Below are 15,529 nucleotides of genomic sequence, written 5' to 3'. Positions count from 1 at the left end.
CTTCGTTCAGGTCCCTCAGACCGTGACCAGCGTCTCCAGCGGGGCGCCGTTCAGGTGCCCGGACAGCCGTTCCCGGCCGTCCAGGAAGCCCAGCTCCATCAGCACCACGACGCCCACCAGCTCGGCGCCGGCCTCCTTCACCAGGTCCAGCGAGGCGCCGATGGTGCCACCGGTGGCCAGCACGTCGTCCACCACCAGCACCCGCTCACCGGGCGCGAAGGCGTCGCACTGCACCTCCAGCGTCGCCGAGCCGTACTCCAGCTCGTACGAGCGCCGGAACACCTCACCGGGCAGCTTGCCCTGCTTGCGGATCGGCACGAAGCCGAGCCCGGCCGCGAAGGCCGCCGGAGCCGCCAGCACGAAGCCGCGCGCCTCCAGGCCCACCACCTTGGTCGCCCCGAGCTCCCGCGCCCGGTCCGCCAGCGCCCTGGTGAGGGCGCCGAAGGCCTCGGCGTCGGCCAGCAGCGGCGCGATGTCCTTGAACAGCACACCCGGCTTCGGGTAGTCCGGGACGTCCCGGATCCGGCTGTTCAACAGATCGGCCAGTGCGGTGTCGGCGGTGGTCACGGCGTGTCCTTACGATCGGGTCGGTTCAGCGCTTGGTGGACGGACGGCCCTTGGCACGCGTGGTGCCGGCCGCCCGGCCGCGCTGACCGACCATACCCGCAGGCAGGTCCTCGTCCGCGATCTCCTCGTCCGCCGGCACCTCGCCGGCGGCCTTGGCAGCGGCCGCGGCCCGGTGCTGCAGGACCCGCTTGCGCAGCGCCTTCATCTCCGGCTGCTCCTCCTTGAGCTGCGCCAGCAGCGGAGTGGCGACGCAGATCGACGAGTAGGCACCGGCCGCGAGGCCGATGAACAGCGCCAGCGAGATGTCGTTCAGCGTGCCGGCACCCAGGAGGCCACCGCCGATGAACAGCAGCGCGGCGACCGGGAGCAGGGCGACCACGGTGGTGTTGAGCGAACGCACCAGGGTCTGGTTGAGGCCCGCGTTGGCCGCCTCGCTGTAGGTGAGCTTGTTCTGCTTGGTGAGGTCCTTGGTGTTCTCCTTCACGGTGTCGAAGACGACGACCGTGTCGTAGAGCGAGTACCCGAGGATGGTCAGGAAGCCGATCACCGTACCGGGGGTGACCTCGAAGCCCACCAGGGCGTACACGCCGATGGTGATCAGGAGGTCGTGGATGAGGGCGACCAGGGCCGCCACCGCCATCCGCCACTCGAAGGCGATCGCCAGGTAGACCGTCACCAGGACCATGAAGATGATCAGGCCGGTGAGCGCCTTCGAGGAGATCTGCTTGCCCCAGCTGGGGCCGATCACCTGGGCCTCGACGGTGTCCAGCGGCACGGCCAGCTTCTCGGAGAGCTGAGCGCGGATCTCGTCCGAGCTCTTCGGCTCCTCGGTGCTGACCTGGATGCGGATCTTGCCGTTGTCGGTCGACTGCACCAGCGGGTGCGAGGAGACGATCTTGTCGGACGTCTCCTGCGCCTGCGAGACGGTCAGCCCCGGCTTGGTCACGGTGTAGACCGAGCCGCCCTTGAACTCGATGCCCAGGTGCAGGCCCATCGCCAGACCGATCGCCGCGATCAGCACGATCACGCCGGAGATGGAGTACCAGAGCTTACGGCGCCCGACGAAGTCGAAGCTGACCTCGCCCTGGTAGAGCCGGTGTCCCAGATTGGAGAAGCGTGACACGGTGTCAGGCCTCCTTCACGGCGGCAGAGGAGGGGCTACGGCGACGGCTGCTGCGCAGCGGCGGGCGGGCGCCCAGCCGCTTCGGGTCCAGGCCGGACCACGGGTGACCGTTGGCGAAGAACTTGCGCCGGGCCAGCAGCGTGATCACCGGCTTGGTGAAGAGGAAGATCACCACGACGTCCAGCGCGGTGGTCAGCCCCAGGGTGAACGCGAAGCCCTGGACCTTGCCGACCGAGACCACGTAGAGCACGGCGGCACAGAGGAAGGACACGAAGTCCGACACCAGGATGGTGCGCCGGGCGCGCGGCCAGGCCCGCTGGACCGCCGGGCGCAGCGGGGCGCCCTCGCGGACCTCGTCGCGGATGCGCTCGAAGTAGACGATGAAGGAGTCGGCGGTGATGCCGATCGCGACGATCGCACCGCAGACCGCGGGCAGGTTCAGCGCGAAGCCGATCCCGGCGCCGAGCAGGCTCATGATCGAGTAGGTCAGGGCCGCCGAGACGAGCAGACCGGCGATCGAGACCAGGCCGAGGCCGCGGTAGTAGACCAGCGAGTAGAGCACCACCAGCAGCATGCCGATCACGCCTGCGACCAGACCGGCCATGAGCTGGTCGCCGCCGAGCGCCGGGGAGACGGTGGTGATCTCGCCCTTGCTGAATTCCAGCGGCAGGGCGCCGTAGCCCAGCACGTTGGACAGGTCCTGCGCCTCGGCCTGGCTGAAGCGGCCGGTGATCACGGCACTGCCGCCGGGGATCACGTTCTTGACCTCGGGGTGCGAGACGACCTGGTTGTCCAGCACGATCGCGAACTGGTTGTTCGGCGGGGCCTGGGTGGCGAGCTGGCCGGTGACCTTGGTGAAGGCGTCGGTGCCGGCGCCGTTGAACTGCAGCTGGACCTGCCAGCCGGCACCCGTCTGGGTGTCGAGGCTCGGCTGGGCCTTGGAGACGTCCGAGCCCTTCACGGCGACGGGGCCGAGGACGAGCTTCTCGTAGTAGCCGTTCTCGGGCTTCTGCGAGCAGGCGACGACGGCCTTGTCCTCGGGGCCGGTCTGGGCCGCGCGGGCCTCCGGCTTGGTGCAGTCGAGGTTGGTGAAGGCCGTGGCCAGCTCCGGCGGCACGGTGCCCTGGGTCATCGCGGCGCTGACGTCCGCGGCGCTGGGCGGGGTGGCGGGCGCGGACGGCGTGGTGGCGGCGCTCGGGGCGGTGCTCGCGCCCGTCGCGGCGGCGCTCGGGCTGGCGTCGGCGGCCAGCGCCTCACCGGCCGGGCGGCCCTGCTTGCTGCCGCTCGCGCTGGGCGTGCCGGACGCGCTCGCGCCGGCCGAGGCGGTGGACCCGGCGGACGGGGCCGCGCTCGGAGTGCCGGTGGCCGAGGGGGAGCCGGTGGGCGCCGGCGGCGTGAAGCCGCTGGGCGCCACCGCCAGGACCGGGCGGAAGAACAGCTTGGCGGTGGTACCCACCTGGTCCGCCGCGTTCTGCTGGTTGCCGCCCTTGGGGATGTTCACGATGATCGTGTTGTCGCCCTGGGTCTGCACCTCCGCCTCGGAGACACCCATGCCGTTGACGCGGCGCTCGATGATCCCGGTGGCGATGTCCATGTTGGACTTGGTGATCGCCTTGGGGTCTGTCGACTTCGCGGTCAGCGTGATGCTGGTGCCACCGGCGAGGTCGATTCCGAGCCGGGGCTTGGTGTGGCCCGTCCCGAACATGAGGGCGACCAGTCCGACGGTGACGACCAGGATGAGGGCCAGCGCCCGCCCTGGGTAGCCGTCGCGCGGGCGCGACTTGGGTGTTGCCACCTTGCTCGTTTCTCCCTGTCCATGCCACTCCCCCAACCGGACCCCCGTCCGGCTTGTGGCGGGACGGGGGCATGGCGGTTCTGCGGCCCTGAGGTCCTGTGGGCTCGCGGCACTGGGCCGCGCGGCCGGGCTGGTGCCCGACCGTACTACTTGCTCGCGGGAGCCCCGCCCTCGACGTCGCCCTTGGCGCCGCCGTCCTTGGTGAGCGTCAGCGGCTTGTCCTCGACCGGCTCGGCGTCGGCGTCCTCGGCCTCCGGCTCGGCCAGCTCGTCATCGGCGGGGCGGCCGTTGATGATCGCGTCGTACTCCTGGGGGTCCAGGACAGCGGCGATCGCGCTCTTGGTGAAGTGGGTGACCACGCCGGGCGCGATCTCCAGCTCGATGGTCTCCTCGTTGACCGCCTTCACCTGGGCGTACAGGCCGCCGATGGTGCGCACCCCCGCCCCTGGCTCCAGCGAGGTCTGCATCTGCTGCATCTGCGACTGGCGCTTCTTCTGCGACCGGAACATGAGCACGATCGCGATGATCGGGAGGAGAAGGATGATGAAGTTCACTGCAGCCAGGGTCCTTTACGGGCCGCCGACCGGCGGCCTGTGTGGTATTGGTCGGCCCGTCAGGTGAGCGGGGCGGTCCGGCGGAGTCTAGGCGACCCCGAACTGATCGGACAACGCCAAGCATCGCATCCTGCCGCCAAAAGTGGCGACCCTCCGCCTGCACAGTTTCCCCGGACTTCGCCCCCGGCTCGCACGCGGGCCACTCACCGGGGTGGCGCATCGGACGCCTCCCGGGAACCGGCGGGCGGCGATCACCCGTTCAGCCCTCGTCGGCCCGGAGGAGTTCGGATTGCGCGGGCACGGCGCCCCGGTTGGCCTGGACCGGCGGGGTCAGCCCGAGGTGCTGCCAGGCCGCCGCGGTGGCGATCCGGCCGCGCGGGGTCCGGGCGAGCAGGCCCTCGCGGACCAGGAAGGGCTCCGCCACCTCCTCGACCGTCTCGGACTCCTCCCCCACCGCGACCGCGAGAGTCGACAAACCGACCGGCCCGCCGCCGAACAGCCGCAGCAGCGCGGTCAGCACCGCGCGGTCCAGCCGGTCCAGACCGCGGGCGTCCACCTCGTAGACGTCCAGCGCCCGGGCGGCGATCTCCGCCGTGACCTGGCCGTCGTGCCGCACCTGCGCGAAGTCGCGGACCCGGCGCAGCAGCCGGTTGGCGATGCGCGGCGTCCCCCGCGAGCGGCCGGCGATCTCGGCGGCGCCGGCCGGGTCGATCTCCACGTCCAGCAGGGTGGCCGAGCGGCGCACCACCCGTTCGAGCTCGGCCGGGGCGTAGAACTCCATGTGCCCGGTGAAGCCGAAGCGGTCGCGCAGCGGGGGCGGCAGCAGGCCGGCCCGGGTGGTGGCGCCGACCAGGGTGAAGGGCGGCAGTTCCAGCGGGATGGCGGTGGCGCCCGGGCCCTTGCCGACGATCACGTCGACCCGGAAGTCCTCCATCGCCATGTAGAGCATCTCCTCGGCCGGACGGGACATCCGATGGATCTCGTCGAGGAAGAGCACCTCGCCCTCGGCGAGCGAGGAGAGGATCGCCGCGAGGTCCCCCGCGTGCTGGATCGCCGGACCGGAGGTGATCCGGATCGGGGCGCCCAGCTCGGCGGCGATGATCATGGACAGGGTGGTCTTGCCCAGCCCGGGCGGCCCGCTGAGCAGCACGTGGTCGGGCGCGCTGCCGCGCTTGCGGGCCGCCTGGAGCACCAGGGACAGCTGCTCGCGCACCCGCTCCTGACCGATGAACTCGTCCAGCGCCTTGGGGCGCAGCGCCGCCTCGACCGCCTGGTCCTCCCCGTCGGCGGCGGCCGTCACCAGCCGGTCGCCCGGGTCCGAGTCGTACGGACTCATCAGCACATGCTCCAAAGTCGACAAGAGGACAGATCGCCAGATGGCTTTAGCGGGATCGGTTGAGGCCGCGCAGGGCGAGCCGGAGCAGTGCGCCGACGTCCGGCGTCTGCTGGGCCTCCGCCTCGGAGGTGACGGCCACGACCGCCTCGTCCGCCTCGCGCGGAGCGTAGCCGAGACCGGTCAGCGCCGAGTGCAGCTGCTCGCTCCAGGGGGCCGGACCGCTCGCGATCGGCTTCTGCGCCGGCACCGCGCCGTGCGGGGCTCCCAGCTTGTCCTTGTACTCCAGCAGCAGCTTGGCGGCCTTCGCCTTCCCGATGCCGGGCACGGCCACCAGCGCCTTCTCGTCGCCGCCGGCCACCGCGGCCCGCAGCGCGTCGGGGCTGTGCACCCCGAGGATCGCCTGCGCCAGCTTCGGGCCGACGCCCGGCGCGGCCTGGAGGATCTCGAAGACGGCGCGCTCGTCGTCGTCCGCGAAGCCGAACAGGGTCAGCGAGTCCTCCCGGACCACCAGCGAGGTCGCGAGCCGGGCGGGCTCACCCAGCCGGAGCCCGGCCAGCGTGTTCGGCGTGCACTGCACGGCCATGCCGACCCCGCCGACCTCGACCACGGCGAGTCCGGAGGAGATGGCCGCCACGGGCCCTTGCACGAAGGCGATCACCGGCTGCTTCCTTTCAGGGGGGTGGCGCGGGCCGCCCGTACCGCGGCCTCCAGGCGGTTGACCGCCCCGCCGCGCCAGATGTGGCAGATGGCCAGCGCCAGCGCGTCGGCGGCGTCGGCGGGCTTGGGCGGGGCGTCCAGCCGCAGCAGGCGCTGCACCATGGCCGTGACCTGCGCCTTGTCGGCCCGGCCGGAGCCGGTGACGGCGGCCTTGACCTCGCTCGGGGTGTGCAGGGTGACCGGGATGCCGCGCCGGGTGGCGCAGAGCATCGCGACCGCGCTGGCCTGGGCGGTGCCCATCACCGTCCGGACGTTGTGCTGGGCGAACACCCGCTCGACGGCGACCAGCTCCGGCTCGTGCTCGTCGAGCCAGGCCTCCATGCCCTGCTCCACCAGCAGCAGCCGCCGCCCGATCTCGTCCTCGGCGGGGGTGCGCACCACGCCGACCCCGACCATCCGCAGCGGCCGCCCCGGCGCACCCTCGACCACGCCGATCCCGCACCTGGTCAGCCCCGGGTCCACGCCCAGTACCCGTACCACAGCCCCGCCTCTCGTTGGTCGCCGCCCGCCTCCGGGCGCTCCGGCCCGGGCACGCCCTCCGGCCCACGGCGGGCGACCTGCGAAGGCTACCGTCCGGGTCCGACAGCGCCCGCAAAGACACCGGCCCGGCGGTCGGAAGACCGCCGGGCCGGGGAGTGAGAACGATCACTCGGCGTCGAGCTGCGCACCGACCTCGTCGGAGATGTCGAAGTTGGCGAAGACGTTCTGCACGTCGTCGCTGTCCTCCAGCACGTCGATCAGCTTGAGGATCTTGCGGGCGCCGTCGACGTCCAGCTCGACCTGCATGCTCGGGAGGAAGTTGGCCTCGGCCGAGTCGTAGTCGACGCCGGCGTCCACCAGCGCGGTGCGCACGGCGACCATCTTGGCGGCCTCGGAGACGATCTCGAACGAGTCGCCGAGGTCGTTGATCTCCTCGGGCTCCTGGTCGAGGACGACCTCGAAGAGCTTGTCCTCGTCCACGCCGTCAGCCTTGGGGACGATCACGACGCCCTTGCGGGTGAACAGGTACGACACCGAGCCCGGGTCGGCCATCGAGCCGCCGTTGCGGGTCATCGCGACGCGCACGTCGGAGGCGGCGCGGTTGCGGTTGTCGGTGAGGCACTCGATCAGGACGGCGACGCCGTTCGGGCCGTAGCCCTCGTACATGATGGTCTGGTAGTCGGCGCCGCCGGCCTCCAGACCGCCACCGCGCTTGACGGCGCGGTTGATGTTGTCGATCGGGACCGAGCTCTTCTTCGCCTTCTGGATGGCGTCGTAGAGGGTCGGGTTGCCGGCCGGGTCGGGACCGCCGGTGCGCGCCGCCACCTCGATGTTCTTGATCATCTTGGCGAAGAGCTTGCCGCGCTTGGCGTCGATCACGGCCTTCTTGTGCTTGGTGGTAGCCCACTTAGAGTGGCCGGACATTCGCCAGCTCCTTTACGTCGCCAAAGGGAAATGAAACAGATGAGATCTTACCGGTGTCGTCACCGGAAAGGCGCACACGGTCAGCGCCGCCCCAGGTGCTCCTCGACCATCGCGACGAAGTAGGCGTGCACGCGGTGGTCGCCGGTGAGCTCCGGGTGGAAGGAGGTCGCCAGCAGGTTGCCCTGGCGCACGGCCACGATCCGGCTCTCCGGACCGTCCGCGGCGGGCAGCTCGGCCAGCACCTCGACACCCGCGCCGACGCCCTCGACCCAGGGGGCCCGGATGAAGACGCCGTGCACCGGCGCGTCGCCCAGGCCCTCGAAGGCGACACCGGACTCGAAGGACTCGTTCTGGCGGCCGAAGGCGTTGCGGCGCACGGTCATGTCGATGCCGCCGACGGTCTCCTGGTCGTCCCGGCCGTCCAGGATCTTGTCGGCCAGCATGATCATTCCCGCGCAGGTGCCGTACACCGGCATCCCGGCGGCGACCCGCTCGCGCAGCGGGTCCATCACGCCGAACAGCAGCGCCAGCTTGGACATGGTGGTGGACTCCCCGCCGGGGATCACCAGCGCGTCGACCTCGGCCAGCTCCTCGGCACGGCGCACCGGGCGGGCGAGCGCGTCGGCCTCGGCCAGCGCGACCAGGTGCTCGCGGACGTCACCCTGGAGGGCGAGGACGCCGATGACTGGTGTGCTCACGGTCTTCAACCTCGTTAGATCGTTCTACGGATGTACGTGACGCGGCCCGCCGCGCGCCGAGGCGCTGCGACGGGCCGGCACAAGGGGCGACTACCAGCCGCGGTTGGCGTAGCGCTCGGTCTCCGGCAGGGTGTCGCAGTTGATGCCGACCATTGCCTCGCCGAGGTTGCGGGAGGCGTCCGCGATGATCTTCGGGTCGTCGAAGAAGGTGGTGGCCTTCACGATGGCGGCGGCGCGCTTGGCCGGGTCGCCCGACTTGAAGATGCCCGAACCGACGAAGACGCCCTCGGCGCCGAGCTGGCGCATCAGCGCGGCGTCGGCCGGGGTGGCCACGCCACCGGCGGAGAACAGCACGACCGGCAGCTTGCCGAGCTCGGCGACCTCCTTGACGAGCTCGTACGGGGCGCGCAGCTCCTTGGCGGCGGCGTACAGCTCGTTGTTGTCGAAGCCGCGCAGCTTGGCGATCTCGTTCTTGATCTGGCGCAGGTGGCGGACGGCCTCGACGACGTTGCCGGTGCCGGCCTCGCCCTTCGAGCGGATCATGGCCGCGCCCTCGGCGATGCGGCGCAGGGCCTCGCCCAGGTTGGTGGCGCCACAGACGAAGGGGGTGGTGAAGGCCCACTTGTCGGAGTGGTTGACCTCGTCGGCCGGGGTCAGCACCTCGGACTCGTCGATGTAGTCGACGCCGAGCGACTGGAGGACCTGGGCCTCGACGAAGTGACCGATCCGCGACTTGGCCATCACCGGGATGGAGACCGCCTCGATGATCTCCTCGATCATGTTCGGGTCGGACATCCGGGCCACGCCGCCGTCCTTGCGGATGTCGGCCGGAACCCGCTCCAGCGCCATGACGGCCACCGCGCCGGCGTCCTCGGCGATCTTGGCCTGCTCGGCGTTGACCACGTCCATGATCACACCGCCCTTGAGCTGCTCGGCCATGCCGCGCTTCACCCGGGCGGTACCGATCTGCGGCTGGTCTGCGGTGGTGGGGGTGGTGGACACGTGAGACCTCACTCGAAGATGAACCAGTGCTATCGCCCTATGGTAGGCGGAACGGGTGACGCAACCATGCGCCACCAAGTCCAGCCCGGACGACGGGATGCGACAAACGGGCCGTATCCGAGCACAGCCTAGGCGGGTGCCCCTTCGGGCGTGAGCGCGGGCGGCGGGGCATCGTCCATCTCGAACGCCAGCGGGAACGGGGCCTTCCCCGCCAGCCGGAAGTACCGCACCAGACGGTGTTCGCGCACCGCCCGCGCCGCCCGCACCGCGTCGTTGTGGAACCGGCGCGCCATCGGCGCCCGGCGCACCGCCGCCGTCAGGTCGCGCACCGCGTCCTCCCCGCCCGGCTCCGCCACCAGCGCCGCCACCTGCTCCGGCTCGGCGAAGACCGCCCGCAGCGCCAGGCTCAGCTGGCTCTCCGCCACCTCACGCTGGTCGTCCTCGGCCTGCCGGGCCGCGTGCGCCGCGTCCAGCAGCAGCAGCGAGGCCGCCGGGTCCAGCAGCGAGGACGTGGCCAGCTCCATCGCCACCGAGGCCCGACGGACCAGCTGCGCGTCCAACGCGGCCCGCGCCGCGTCGATCCTGGCGTGCAGCCGGTCCAACCGACCGGCCGTCCAACTCAGGTACATGCCGAAGAGCACCACGGCCACGCCGGCCCAGATCCAGGTAGTCACGGGGCGCAACGCTACCGGGTGTCACCGGCTCAGCCCTCCGCGCTCGCGCTCCGGTAGGACCCGCGGTCGATGTCGGAGACGTTCACCGCGGTGTGCAGCCGGGTGCCCGGCGCCGGCGCGACGTGCTCCGCCAGCAGCGCCAGCACGCCCTCGCTGAGCGCCGCCTTCGCCTCCGGCGTACGGCCCGGGAAGATCTGGAACTCGACGTACACCTGCGCGGCGGCCCCCTCGCCCTCCCCCACCACGAAGTCGTCGTTCTGCCGGAACAGCGTCTTGCACGCCTCCGGCTTCGCGTCGATCGTCCCCACCGCGAGCCGGTTGATCGCCACGCCCAGCGCCCGGCGGTCGAAGGAGCCGGCCAGGCTCGGCGAGTAGTCGACGGAGATCTGCGGCATCGGTGCCCCCATGCGTCGTGCCCGAATACGGTCGACCGACCCTAACGCCGCCGACACCCCGGAAAAGTCCCGGGCCCGCCGGCCTCAGTCCCGGGCCAGCCCGAACCGGCCGCGCCGGCCGCCGCGCACGTCCTCCTCGACCACCGCCGCGGCCCCCGCCGCCACCGTCTCGTACACCGCCAGGATGTCCGCGCCGACCGTCGACCAGTCGAACCGCCGCACGTACCGCGAGGCGGCCTTGCTCAGCTCCCCCAGCCGCCCCGGATCGCCCAGCAGCCGCAGCGCCGCAGCGGCCAGCGCGTCCGCGTCCTCCACCGGGAACAGCTCGCCCGCGTCCCCGCCGTCCAGCACCTGCTTGAACGCGTCCAGGTCGCTGGCCAGCACCGGGGCGCCCGCCGACATCGCCTCGACCAGGATGATCCCGAAGCTCTCGCCACCGGTGTTCGGCGCCACGTACAGGTCCACGCTGCGCAGCAGCCGGGCCTTGTCGCGGTCGCTCACCATGCCGAGGAACTCCACCTGACGGCGGACCTCCGGCGCCAGGCCGGCGACGGCCTCCTCCTCGTCCCCCTTGCCCGCCACCAGCAGCCGCACGCCCGGCCGCTCGGCCAGGATCTTCGGCAGCGCCGCCAGCAGCGTCGGCAGGCCCTTGCGCGGCTCGTTGATGCGGCCGACGAAGCCGATCGTGCCCGGCTCCCCGGCCGCCGCACCGCCGCACCAGCGCTCATCCGGCTCGGCGTCCGCGAAGAAGCCGACGTCCACGCCGTTCGGGATCACCACCGCGTCGCCGCCCAGGTGCTCCACCAGCGTCCGCCGGGCGTACTCCGACACCGCGATCCGGGCCCGCATCTTCTCCAGGCCGGGCTGCAGGATCGGCGAGGCCGCGATCATCGCCCGCGAGCGCGGGTTGGAGGTGTGGAACGTCCCCACCATCGGCCCGGACGCCGACCAGGCGGCCAGCATCGACACGCTCGGCGCGGCCGGCTCGTGCACGTGCAGGATGTCGAACCGGCCCTCGTGCAACCACCGCCGCGTCCGCGCCGCCGACAGGACGCCGAAGCTCAGCCGCGCCACCGACCCGTTGTACGGCACCGCCACCGCCCGCCCGGCGCCGACCACGTACGGCGGCAGCGCCTCCTCGTCCTCGGCCGGCGACAGCACCGAGACCTCGTGGCCCAGACCGATCAGGTGCTCGGCCAGGTCCCGGATGTGGAACTGCACCCCACCGGGGACGTCCCAGTCGTACGGGCAGACGATGCCGATCTTCACGGGTTCCTCATGCTCCTTCGGGTACTCCTGCTGGCCGGGATCAGGACCCGGAGGCCTCGGCCGCCGGCTCGCCGGCCGGCTCCGGCGCGGCCGCCCGGGCCGCCTCGGAGTGCGGCGCGGCCGCCTCCTCCACCGTCTCACGGACCGGGAGGTCGGCCAGCCAGAACCGCTGCAGCATGTGCCAGTCCTCGGGGTGCTCGCGGATCGCCTCCTCCCACACCTGCGCCAGCGCCTGCGTCATCACCTGCGTCCGCTCCTTGCGGTCGCCCTCCTGCGGCACCGGCACCTCGGGGTGGATCCGCGCCCGCATCACCGGGCCGTCGTACCAGAGCGTCACCGGCAGCAGCGCCGCCCCGGTGCGCTGGCACAGCGCCGCCGGACCGGCCGGCATCCGGGTCGCCTCCCCGAAGAACGACACCTCCACGCCCGCCTCCGAGAGGTCCCGGTCCCCCACCAGGCAGACCAGCCGGCCCTCGCGCAGCCGTCGCGCCAGCGTGCCGATCACGTTCATCCCGCCCCCGGTCAACGCCAGGACCTCCATGCCCTGGCCCTCCCGGAACTCCACGAACCGGTCGAACAGCCGCTCCGGCTTCAACCGCTCCGCGACCGTGGTGAACGGGAAGCCCAGCTGCGCCACCCAGGTGCCCGCCAGGTCCCAGTTGCCCATGTGCGGCAGCGCGATCACCGCGCCCCGACCGGCCTCGATCGGCGCGCGCAGGTTCTCCAGGCCTTCCGACCGGACATCCCGGGCCACCCGCTCCCTGCTCCAGACCGGCAGCCGGAACGACTCCATCCAGTACCGCAGGTACGAACGCATCCCGGCCCGGGACAGCGCCCGCAGGCCCGCCTCGTCCAGTCCCGGACGGACCCGGCGCAGGTTCGCCTCCAACTGGAGCACCCGCTTGCCCCGCCGGCGCCAGGCGTGGTCCGCCAGCCGGTCGAACAGGCCCCGCGCCACCCGCTCCGGCAGGTGCTTCAGCACCGCCCAGCCCAGCGCGTACGCCCAGTACACCAGTCGGTCCGTCACCGCAGGACGCCCCCCATCAGCTCCCGGCCGCCGCTCGGTCGGCCTCGAACGCCTCCCGGCGCACGGTCAGCATGCGCTGGAACACCGTCACCAGACTGCCCACCGCCACCAGCCACAGCGCCACCGGCAGCAGCCACTCCACGTACGGCACCCCGAACTTGTGCAGACCCGCGACCCCGGCCGCCACCAGGCTGGCCACCAGCCGCTCGGCCCGCTCCACCAGCCCCGACACGTCGCACGGCAGCCCCTGGCTCTGCGCCCGCGCCTTGGTGTACGACACCACCAGCCCGCTCGCCAGGCAGCAGATCGCCACCGCGCACAGCAGGTTGTCGTCACCCTTGCCCGCGTACCACATCGCCAGACCACCGAAGATCGCCGCATCCGCGACCCGGTCCAGCGTGGAGTCCAGGAACGCCCCCCACCTGGTGCTCCGGCCCAGCTGGCGGGCCATGTTCCCGTCCACCAGGTCCGAGAAGATGAACAGCGTGATCGTGATGGTGCCCCAGAAGAACTCCCCGCGGGGGAAGAACACCAGCGCACCGGCCACCGAACCGGCCGTGCCGATCAGCGTCACGGCGTCCGGGCTCACGCCCAGCCGGATCAGGAACGCGGCGAACGGGGTCAGAACACGTGTGAAGAAGGCACGCGCGTATTTGTTGAGCATGGCCTTCCCGACCGCTCCGATCTCCCTGGTACCCGCCTGGCGCAACACGCGCGGCAGACGGCCGGACGGATCAGCCCGTCCGGCCCACCCATCGTAGCCAGGCCGGAGGCACGCTCCGTCGCACGCACCGCCCGACGACACCCCGGCCACGTCCCACACACGGACGGTCACCGCCCACCCGTACGACACGCGCCGCCGCAGCACCCGCACCTACACTTTCGAAGGACAGCCCCGGCGCGACGGGAGGAGACCCCGATGCCCGACCGCAGCACGGCACGAGCCGCCCAGGCACCCGCCGTCACCGCCCCCCGGGACCTGCGCAACGTCGTCCTCATCGGCTCCAGCGGTGTGGGCAAGACCACGCTCGCCGAATCCCTCGCCCTCGCCGCCGGCGCCACCGGCCGGGCCGGTCGCGTCACCGACGGCACCACCGTCTCCGACCACGAGGACATCGAGCACCACCAGCAGCGCTCCGTCCAGCTCTCGCTGCTCCCGCTCGAATGGAAGGGCGTCAAGATCAACCTGATCGACCCGCCCGGCCACCCCGACTTCACCGCCGACCTGCGCGCCGCCCTGCACGCCGCCGACGCCGCCGTCTTCGTCGTCTCCGCCACCGACCCCGTCACCGCCCCCACCCGCGCACTCTGGCGCGAGTGCGCCGCCGAAGGCATCCCGCGCGCCATCGCCGTCGCCAAACTCGACCTCGCCCGCACCGGCTTCGACGACATCCTCACCGCCTGCCACGACGCCTTCGACCTGGGCCCCGACACCCTCCGCCCGCTCTTCCTGCCCGTCCTCCACGACGGCCGCCCCGACGGCAGCGTCGACCTGCTCACCGGCGACACCTACGGCCGGGCCGCCCCGCTGCCCGACACCGGGCCGGCCCACGACAGCCTCGTCGAGGCCATCTCCGGCCAGGACGACACGCTCATGGAGCGCTACCTCTCCGGCGACACCCTCGACACCGACGCCCTCGAAGCCGGCCTGCGCCGCGAAGTCCTCAGCTGCGCCCTCCACCCCGCCGTCCCCACCAGCGAGAACGGCCTCGGCGCCACCGAACTCCTCGACCTGATCGTCCACACCTTCCCCGACCCCGGCGAACGCTCCCGCCCCGCCCCCGACTGCGACCCCGACGCCCCGCTCGCCGCCCAGGTCGTCCGCGTCACCGGCGACACCTACGTCGGCCGGATCAGCCTGCTGCGCCTGTACGCCGGCACCCTGCGTCCCGACACCCGCATCCACCTCGCCGGCCCCGCCCACAGCGCCGACCAGAACGGCGACGAACGCGTCACCGCCCTCAGCAGCCCCTTCGGCAAGCTCCAGCGGCCCGTCCCGCACGCCGTCGCCGGCGACCTCGTCTGCATCGCCAAGCTCACCACCGCCCGCGCCGGCGACACCGTCCACGACCCCGGCCACCCCGTCGACCTCGCCGGCTGGGCCCTCCCCGAGCCCCTGCTCCCGATCGCCGTCGAAGCCCACAGCAAGGCCGACGACGACAAGCTCTCCCAGGCCCTCACCCGCCTCACCGCCGAGGACCCGGCCCTACGCCTCGAACAGAACCCCGACACCCACCAGCTCGTCCTCTGGTGCACCGGCGAGGCCCACGCCGAGGTCGTCCTCGACCGTCTGCGCACCCGGCACGGCGTCCACGTCGACACCGTCGAACCCCAGGTCGCCCTCCGCGAGACCTTCGGCACCGCCGCCGCCGGCCACGGCCGGCTCGTCAAGCAGTCCGGCGGCCACGGCCAGTACGCCATCTGCGACCTGGAGGTCGAACCCCTCCCGGCCGGCTCCGGCTTCGAGTTCCAGGAGCACGTCGTCGGCGGCGCCGTCCCCAAGCACTTCATCCCCTCCGTCGAGAAGGGCCTGCGCGCCCAGCTCGCCAAGGGCGTCGCCACCGGCCACCCGCTCGTCGACGTCCGGGTCACCCTCACCGACGGCAAGGCCCACTCCGTGGACTCCTCCGACGCGTCCTTCCAGGCCGCCGCCGCCCTCGCCCTGCGCGACGCCGCCGAACACGCCGTCATCCGGCTGCTCGAACCCGTCGCCGCCGTCGCCGTCCTGCTGCCCGACGACTACCTCGGCGCCGTACTCGGCGACCTCTCCGCCCGCCGCGGCCGCGTCCTCGGCACCGAGACCGGCGGCCCCGGCCTGACCCTGCTGCGCGCCGAGGTCCCCGAACTCGAACTCGTCCGCTACCCGGTCGACCTGCGCTCACTCACCCACGGCACCGCCGAGTTCTCCCGCGCCTACCTGCGCCACGAACCCATGCCGACCGCCCTGGCCACCCGCTACACCGGCTGA

Annotated in this window: 16 protein-coding genes; 1 reads left to right on the top strand and 15 read right to left on the bottom strand. The window is 72.3% G+C overall.

Going from position 1 to position 15,529, the window contains the following annotated elements; all coding sequences use genetic code 11:
• Positions 1–15 precede the first annotated feature (15 nt).
• From ACIOGZ_RS17565 to pgsA, 15 genes are all read right to left on the bottom strand, one after another.
• Positions 16–567 (bottom strand): adenine phosphoribosyltransferase, encoded by a 552-nt coding sequence (locus ACIOGZ_RS17565; protein WP_363583080.1) that lies wholly within the window; start codon positions 565–567, stop codon positions 16–18.
• 25 nt (positions 568–592) lie between these two features.
• Positions 593–1,690 carry a protein translocase subunit SecF gene (gene secF, locus ACIOGZ_RS17560; protein WP_363583078.1) on the bottom strand — a complete coding sequence of 366 codons (1,098 nt, stop codon included), beginning with the start codon at positions 1,688–1,690 and terminating at the stop codon, positions 593–595.
• Positions 1,691–1,694: 4 nt separating this feature from the next.
• A complete protein-coding gene (gene secD / locus ACIOGZ_RS17555; RefSeq protein ID WP_400803616.1) occupies positions 1,695–3,485 on the bottom strand; it encodes a protein translocase subunit SecD in 1,791 nt (596 codons plus the stop codon).
• 146 nt (positions 3,486–3,631) lie between these two features.
• Positions 3,632–4,039, bottom strand: a complete 408-nt coding sequence (gene yajC, locus ACIOGZ_RS17550) for a preprotein translocase subunit YajC (protein ID WP_363583076.1) — start codon at positions 4,037–4,039, stop codon at positions 3,632–3,634.
• A 259-nt stretch (positions 4,040–4,298) separates the two neighbouring features.
• Entirely contained in the window at positions 4,299–5,375 is a 1,077-nt protein-coding gene (gene ruvB / locus ACIOGZ_RS17545) for a Holliday junction branch migration DNA helicase RuvB (RefSeq protein WP_363627472.1), read from the bottom strand.
• 46 nt (positions 5,376–5,421) lie between these two features.
• Positions 5,422–6,033, bottom strand: a complete 612-nt coding sequence (ruvA, locus tag ACIOGZ_RS17540) for a Holliday junction branch migration protein RuvA (protein WP_363627471.1) — start codon at positions 6,031–6,033, stop codon at positions 5,422–5,424.
• Positions 6,030–6,572, bottom strand: coding sequence for a crossover junction endodeoxyribonuclease RuvC (gene ruvC, locus ACIOGZ_RS17535; protein ID WP_363618240.1), 543 nt, complete (start codon positions 6,570–6,572; stop codon positions 6,030–6,032). Before ruvC ends, ruvA begins: the two co-directional genes overlap by 4 nt.
• Positions 6,573–6,737: 165 nt before the next feature.
• Positions 6,738–7,496: a YebC/PmpR family DNA-binding transcriptional regulator gene (locus ACIOGZ_RS17530; RefSeq protein ID WP_363583070.1), complete on the bottom strand. Its 759-nt coding sequence runs from the start codon at positions 7,494–7,496 to the stop codon at positions 6,738–6,740.
• 80 nt (positions 7,497–7,576) lie between these two features.
• Positions 7,577–8,194 carry a pyridoxal 5'-phosphate synthase glutaminase subunit PdxT gene (gene pdxT / locus ACIOGZ_RS17525; RefSeq protein ID WP_063350971.1) on the bottom strand — a complete coding sequence of 206 codons (618 nt, stop codon included), beginning with the start codon at positions 8,192–8,194 and terminating at the stop codon, positions 7,577–7,579.
• A 90-nt stretch (positions 8,195–8,284) separates the two neighbouring features.
• Entirely contained in the window at positions 8,285–9,196 is a 912-nt protein-coding gene (gene pdxS, locus ACIOGZ_RS17520) for a pyridoxal 5'-phosphate synthase lyase subunit PdxS (protein ID WP_063346811.1), read from the bottom strand.
• A 128-nt stretch (positions 9,197–9,324) separates the two neighbouring features.
• Positions 9,325–9,825: a hypothetical protein gene (locus ACIOGZ_RS17515; protein ID WP_063350972.1), complete on the bottom strand. Its 501-nt coding sequence runs from the start codon at positions 9,823–9,825 to the stop codon at positions 9,325–9,327.
• A 74-nt stretch (positions 9,826–9,899) separates the two neighbouring features.
• The gene (locus ACIOGZ_RS17510; RefSeq protein WP_363583066.1) at positions 9,900–10,265 is read right to left on the bottom strand and encodes an isomerase; all 366 of its coding nucleotides are present in this window, start codon (positions 10,263–10,265) and stop codon (positions 9,900–9,902) included.
• Positions 10,266–10,349: 84 nt separating this feature from the next.
• Positions 10,350–11,534, bottom strand: coding sequence for a glycosyltransferase family 4 protein (locus ACIOGZ_RS17505; RefSeq protein WP_363583064.1), 1,185 nt, complete (start codon positions 11,532–11,534; stop codon positions 10,350–10,352).
• 40 nt (positions 11,535–11,574) lie between these two features.
• On the bottom strand, positions 11,575–12,561 hold the full coding sequence (locus tag ACIOGZ_RS17500) for a phosphatidylinositol mannoside acyltransferase (protein ID WP_363583062.1): 987 nt from the start codon (positions 12,559–12,561) through the stop codon (positions 11,575–11,577).
• 16 nt (positions 12,562–12,577) lie between these two features.
• On the bottom strand, positions 12,578–13,225 hold the full coding sequence (gene pgsA / locus ACIOGZ_RS17495; RefSeq protein ID WP_363583060.1) for a phosphatidylinositol phosphate synthase: 648 nt from the start codon (positions 13,223–13,225) through the stop codon (positions 12,578–12,580).
• A gap of 255 nt (positions 13,226–13,480) precedes the next feature.
• On the opposite strand from pgsA, the gene ACIOGZ_RS17490 reads away from it, so the two are divergent.
• Positions 13,481–15,529, top strand: coding sequence for an elongation factor G-like protein EF-G2 (locus tag ACIOGZ_RS17490; protein ID WP_400986365.1), 2,049 nt, complete (start codon positions 13,481–13,483; stop codon positions 15,527–15,529).

The sequence above is a fragment of the Kitasatospora sp. NPDC088160 genome (genome assembly GCF_044741445.1).
Classification (GTDB): domain Bacteria; phylum Actinomycetota; class Actinomycetes; order Streptomycetales; family Streptomycetaceae; genus Kitasatospora.
Note: the sequence above shows the minus strand (reverse complement) of the source record. Positions and strands in the feature narration are given on the sequence as shown.

Bases quoted from the DNA above. Each gene is read 5' to 3' on its own strand.
- ruvB (WP_363627472.1), bottom strand. From the start codon at position 5,375: ATGAGTCCGTACGACTCGGACCCGGGCGACCGGCTGGTGACGGCCGCC.
- ACIOGZ_RS17530 (WP_363583070.1), bottom strand. From the start codon at position 7,496: ATGTCCGGCCACTCTAAGTGGGCTACCACCAAGCACAAGAAGGCCGTG.
- ACIOGZ_RS17515 (WP_063350972.1), bottom strand. From the start codon at position 9,825: ATGTACCTGAGTTGGACGGCCGGTCGGTTGGACCGGCTGCACGCCAGG.
- ACIOGZ_RS17510 (WP_363583066.1), bottom strand. From the start codon at position 10,265: ATGCCGCAGATCTCCGTCGACTACTCGCCGAGCCTGGCCGGCTCCTTC.
- pgsA (WP_363583060.1), bottom strand. From the start codon at position 13,225: ATGCTCAACAAATACGCGCGTGCCTTCTTCACACGTGTTCTGACCCCG.
- ACIOGZ_RS17490 (WP_400986365.1), top strand. From the start codon at position 13,481: ATGCCCGACCGCAGCACGGCACGAGCCGCCCAGGCACCCGCCGTCACC.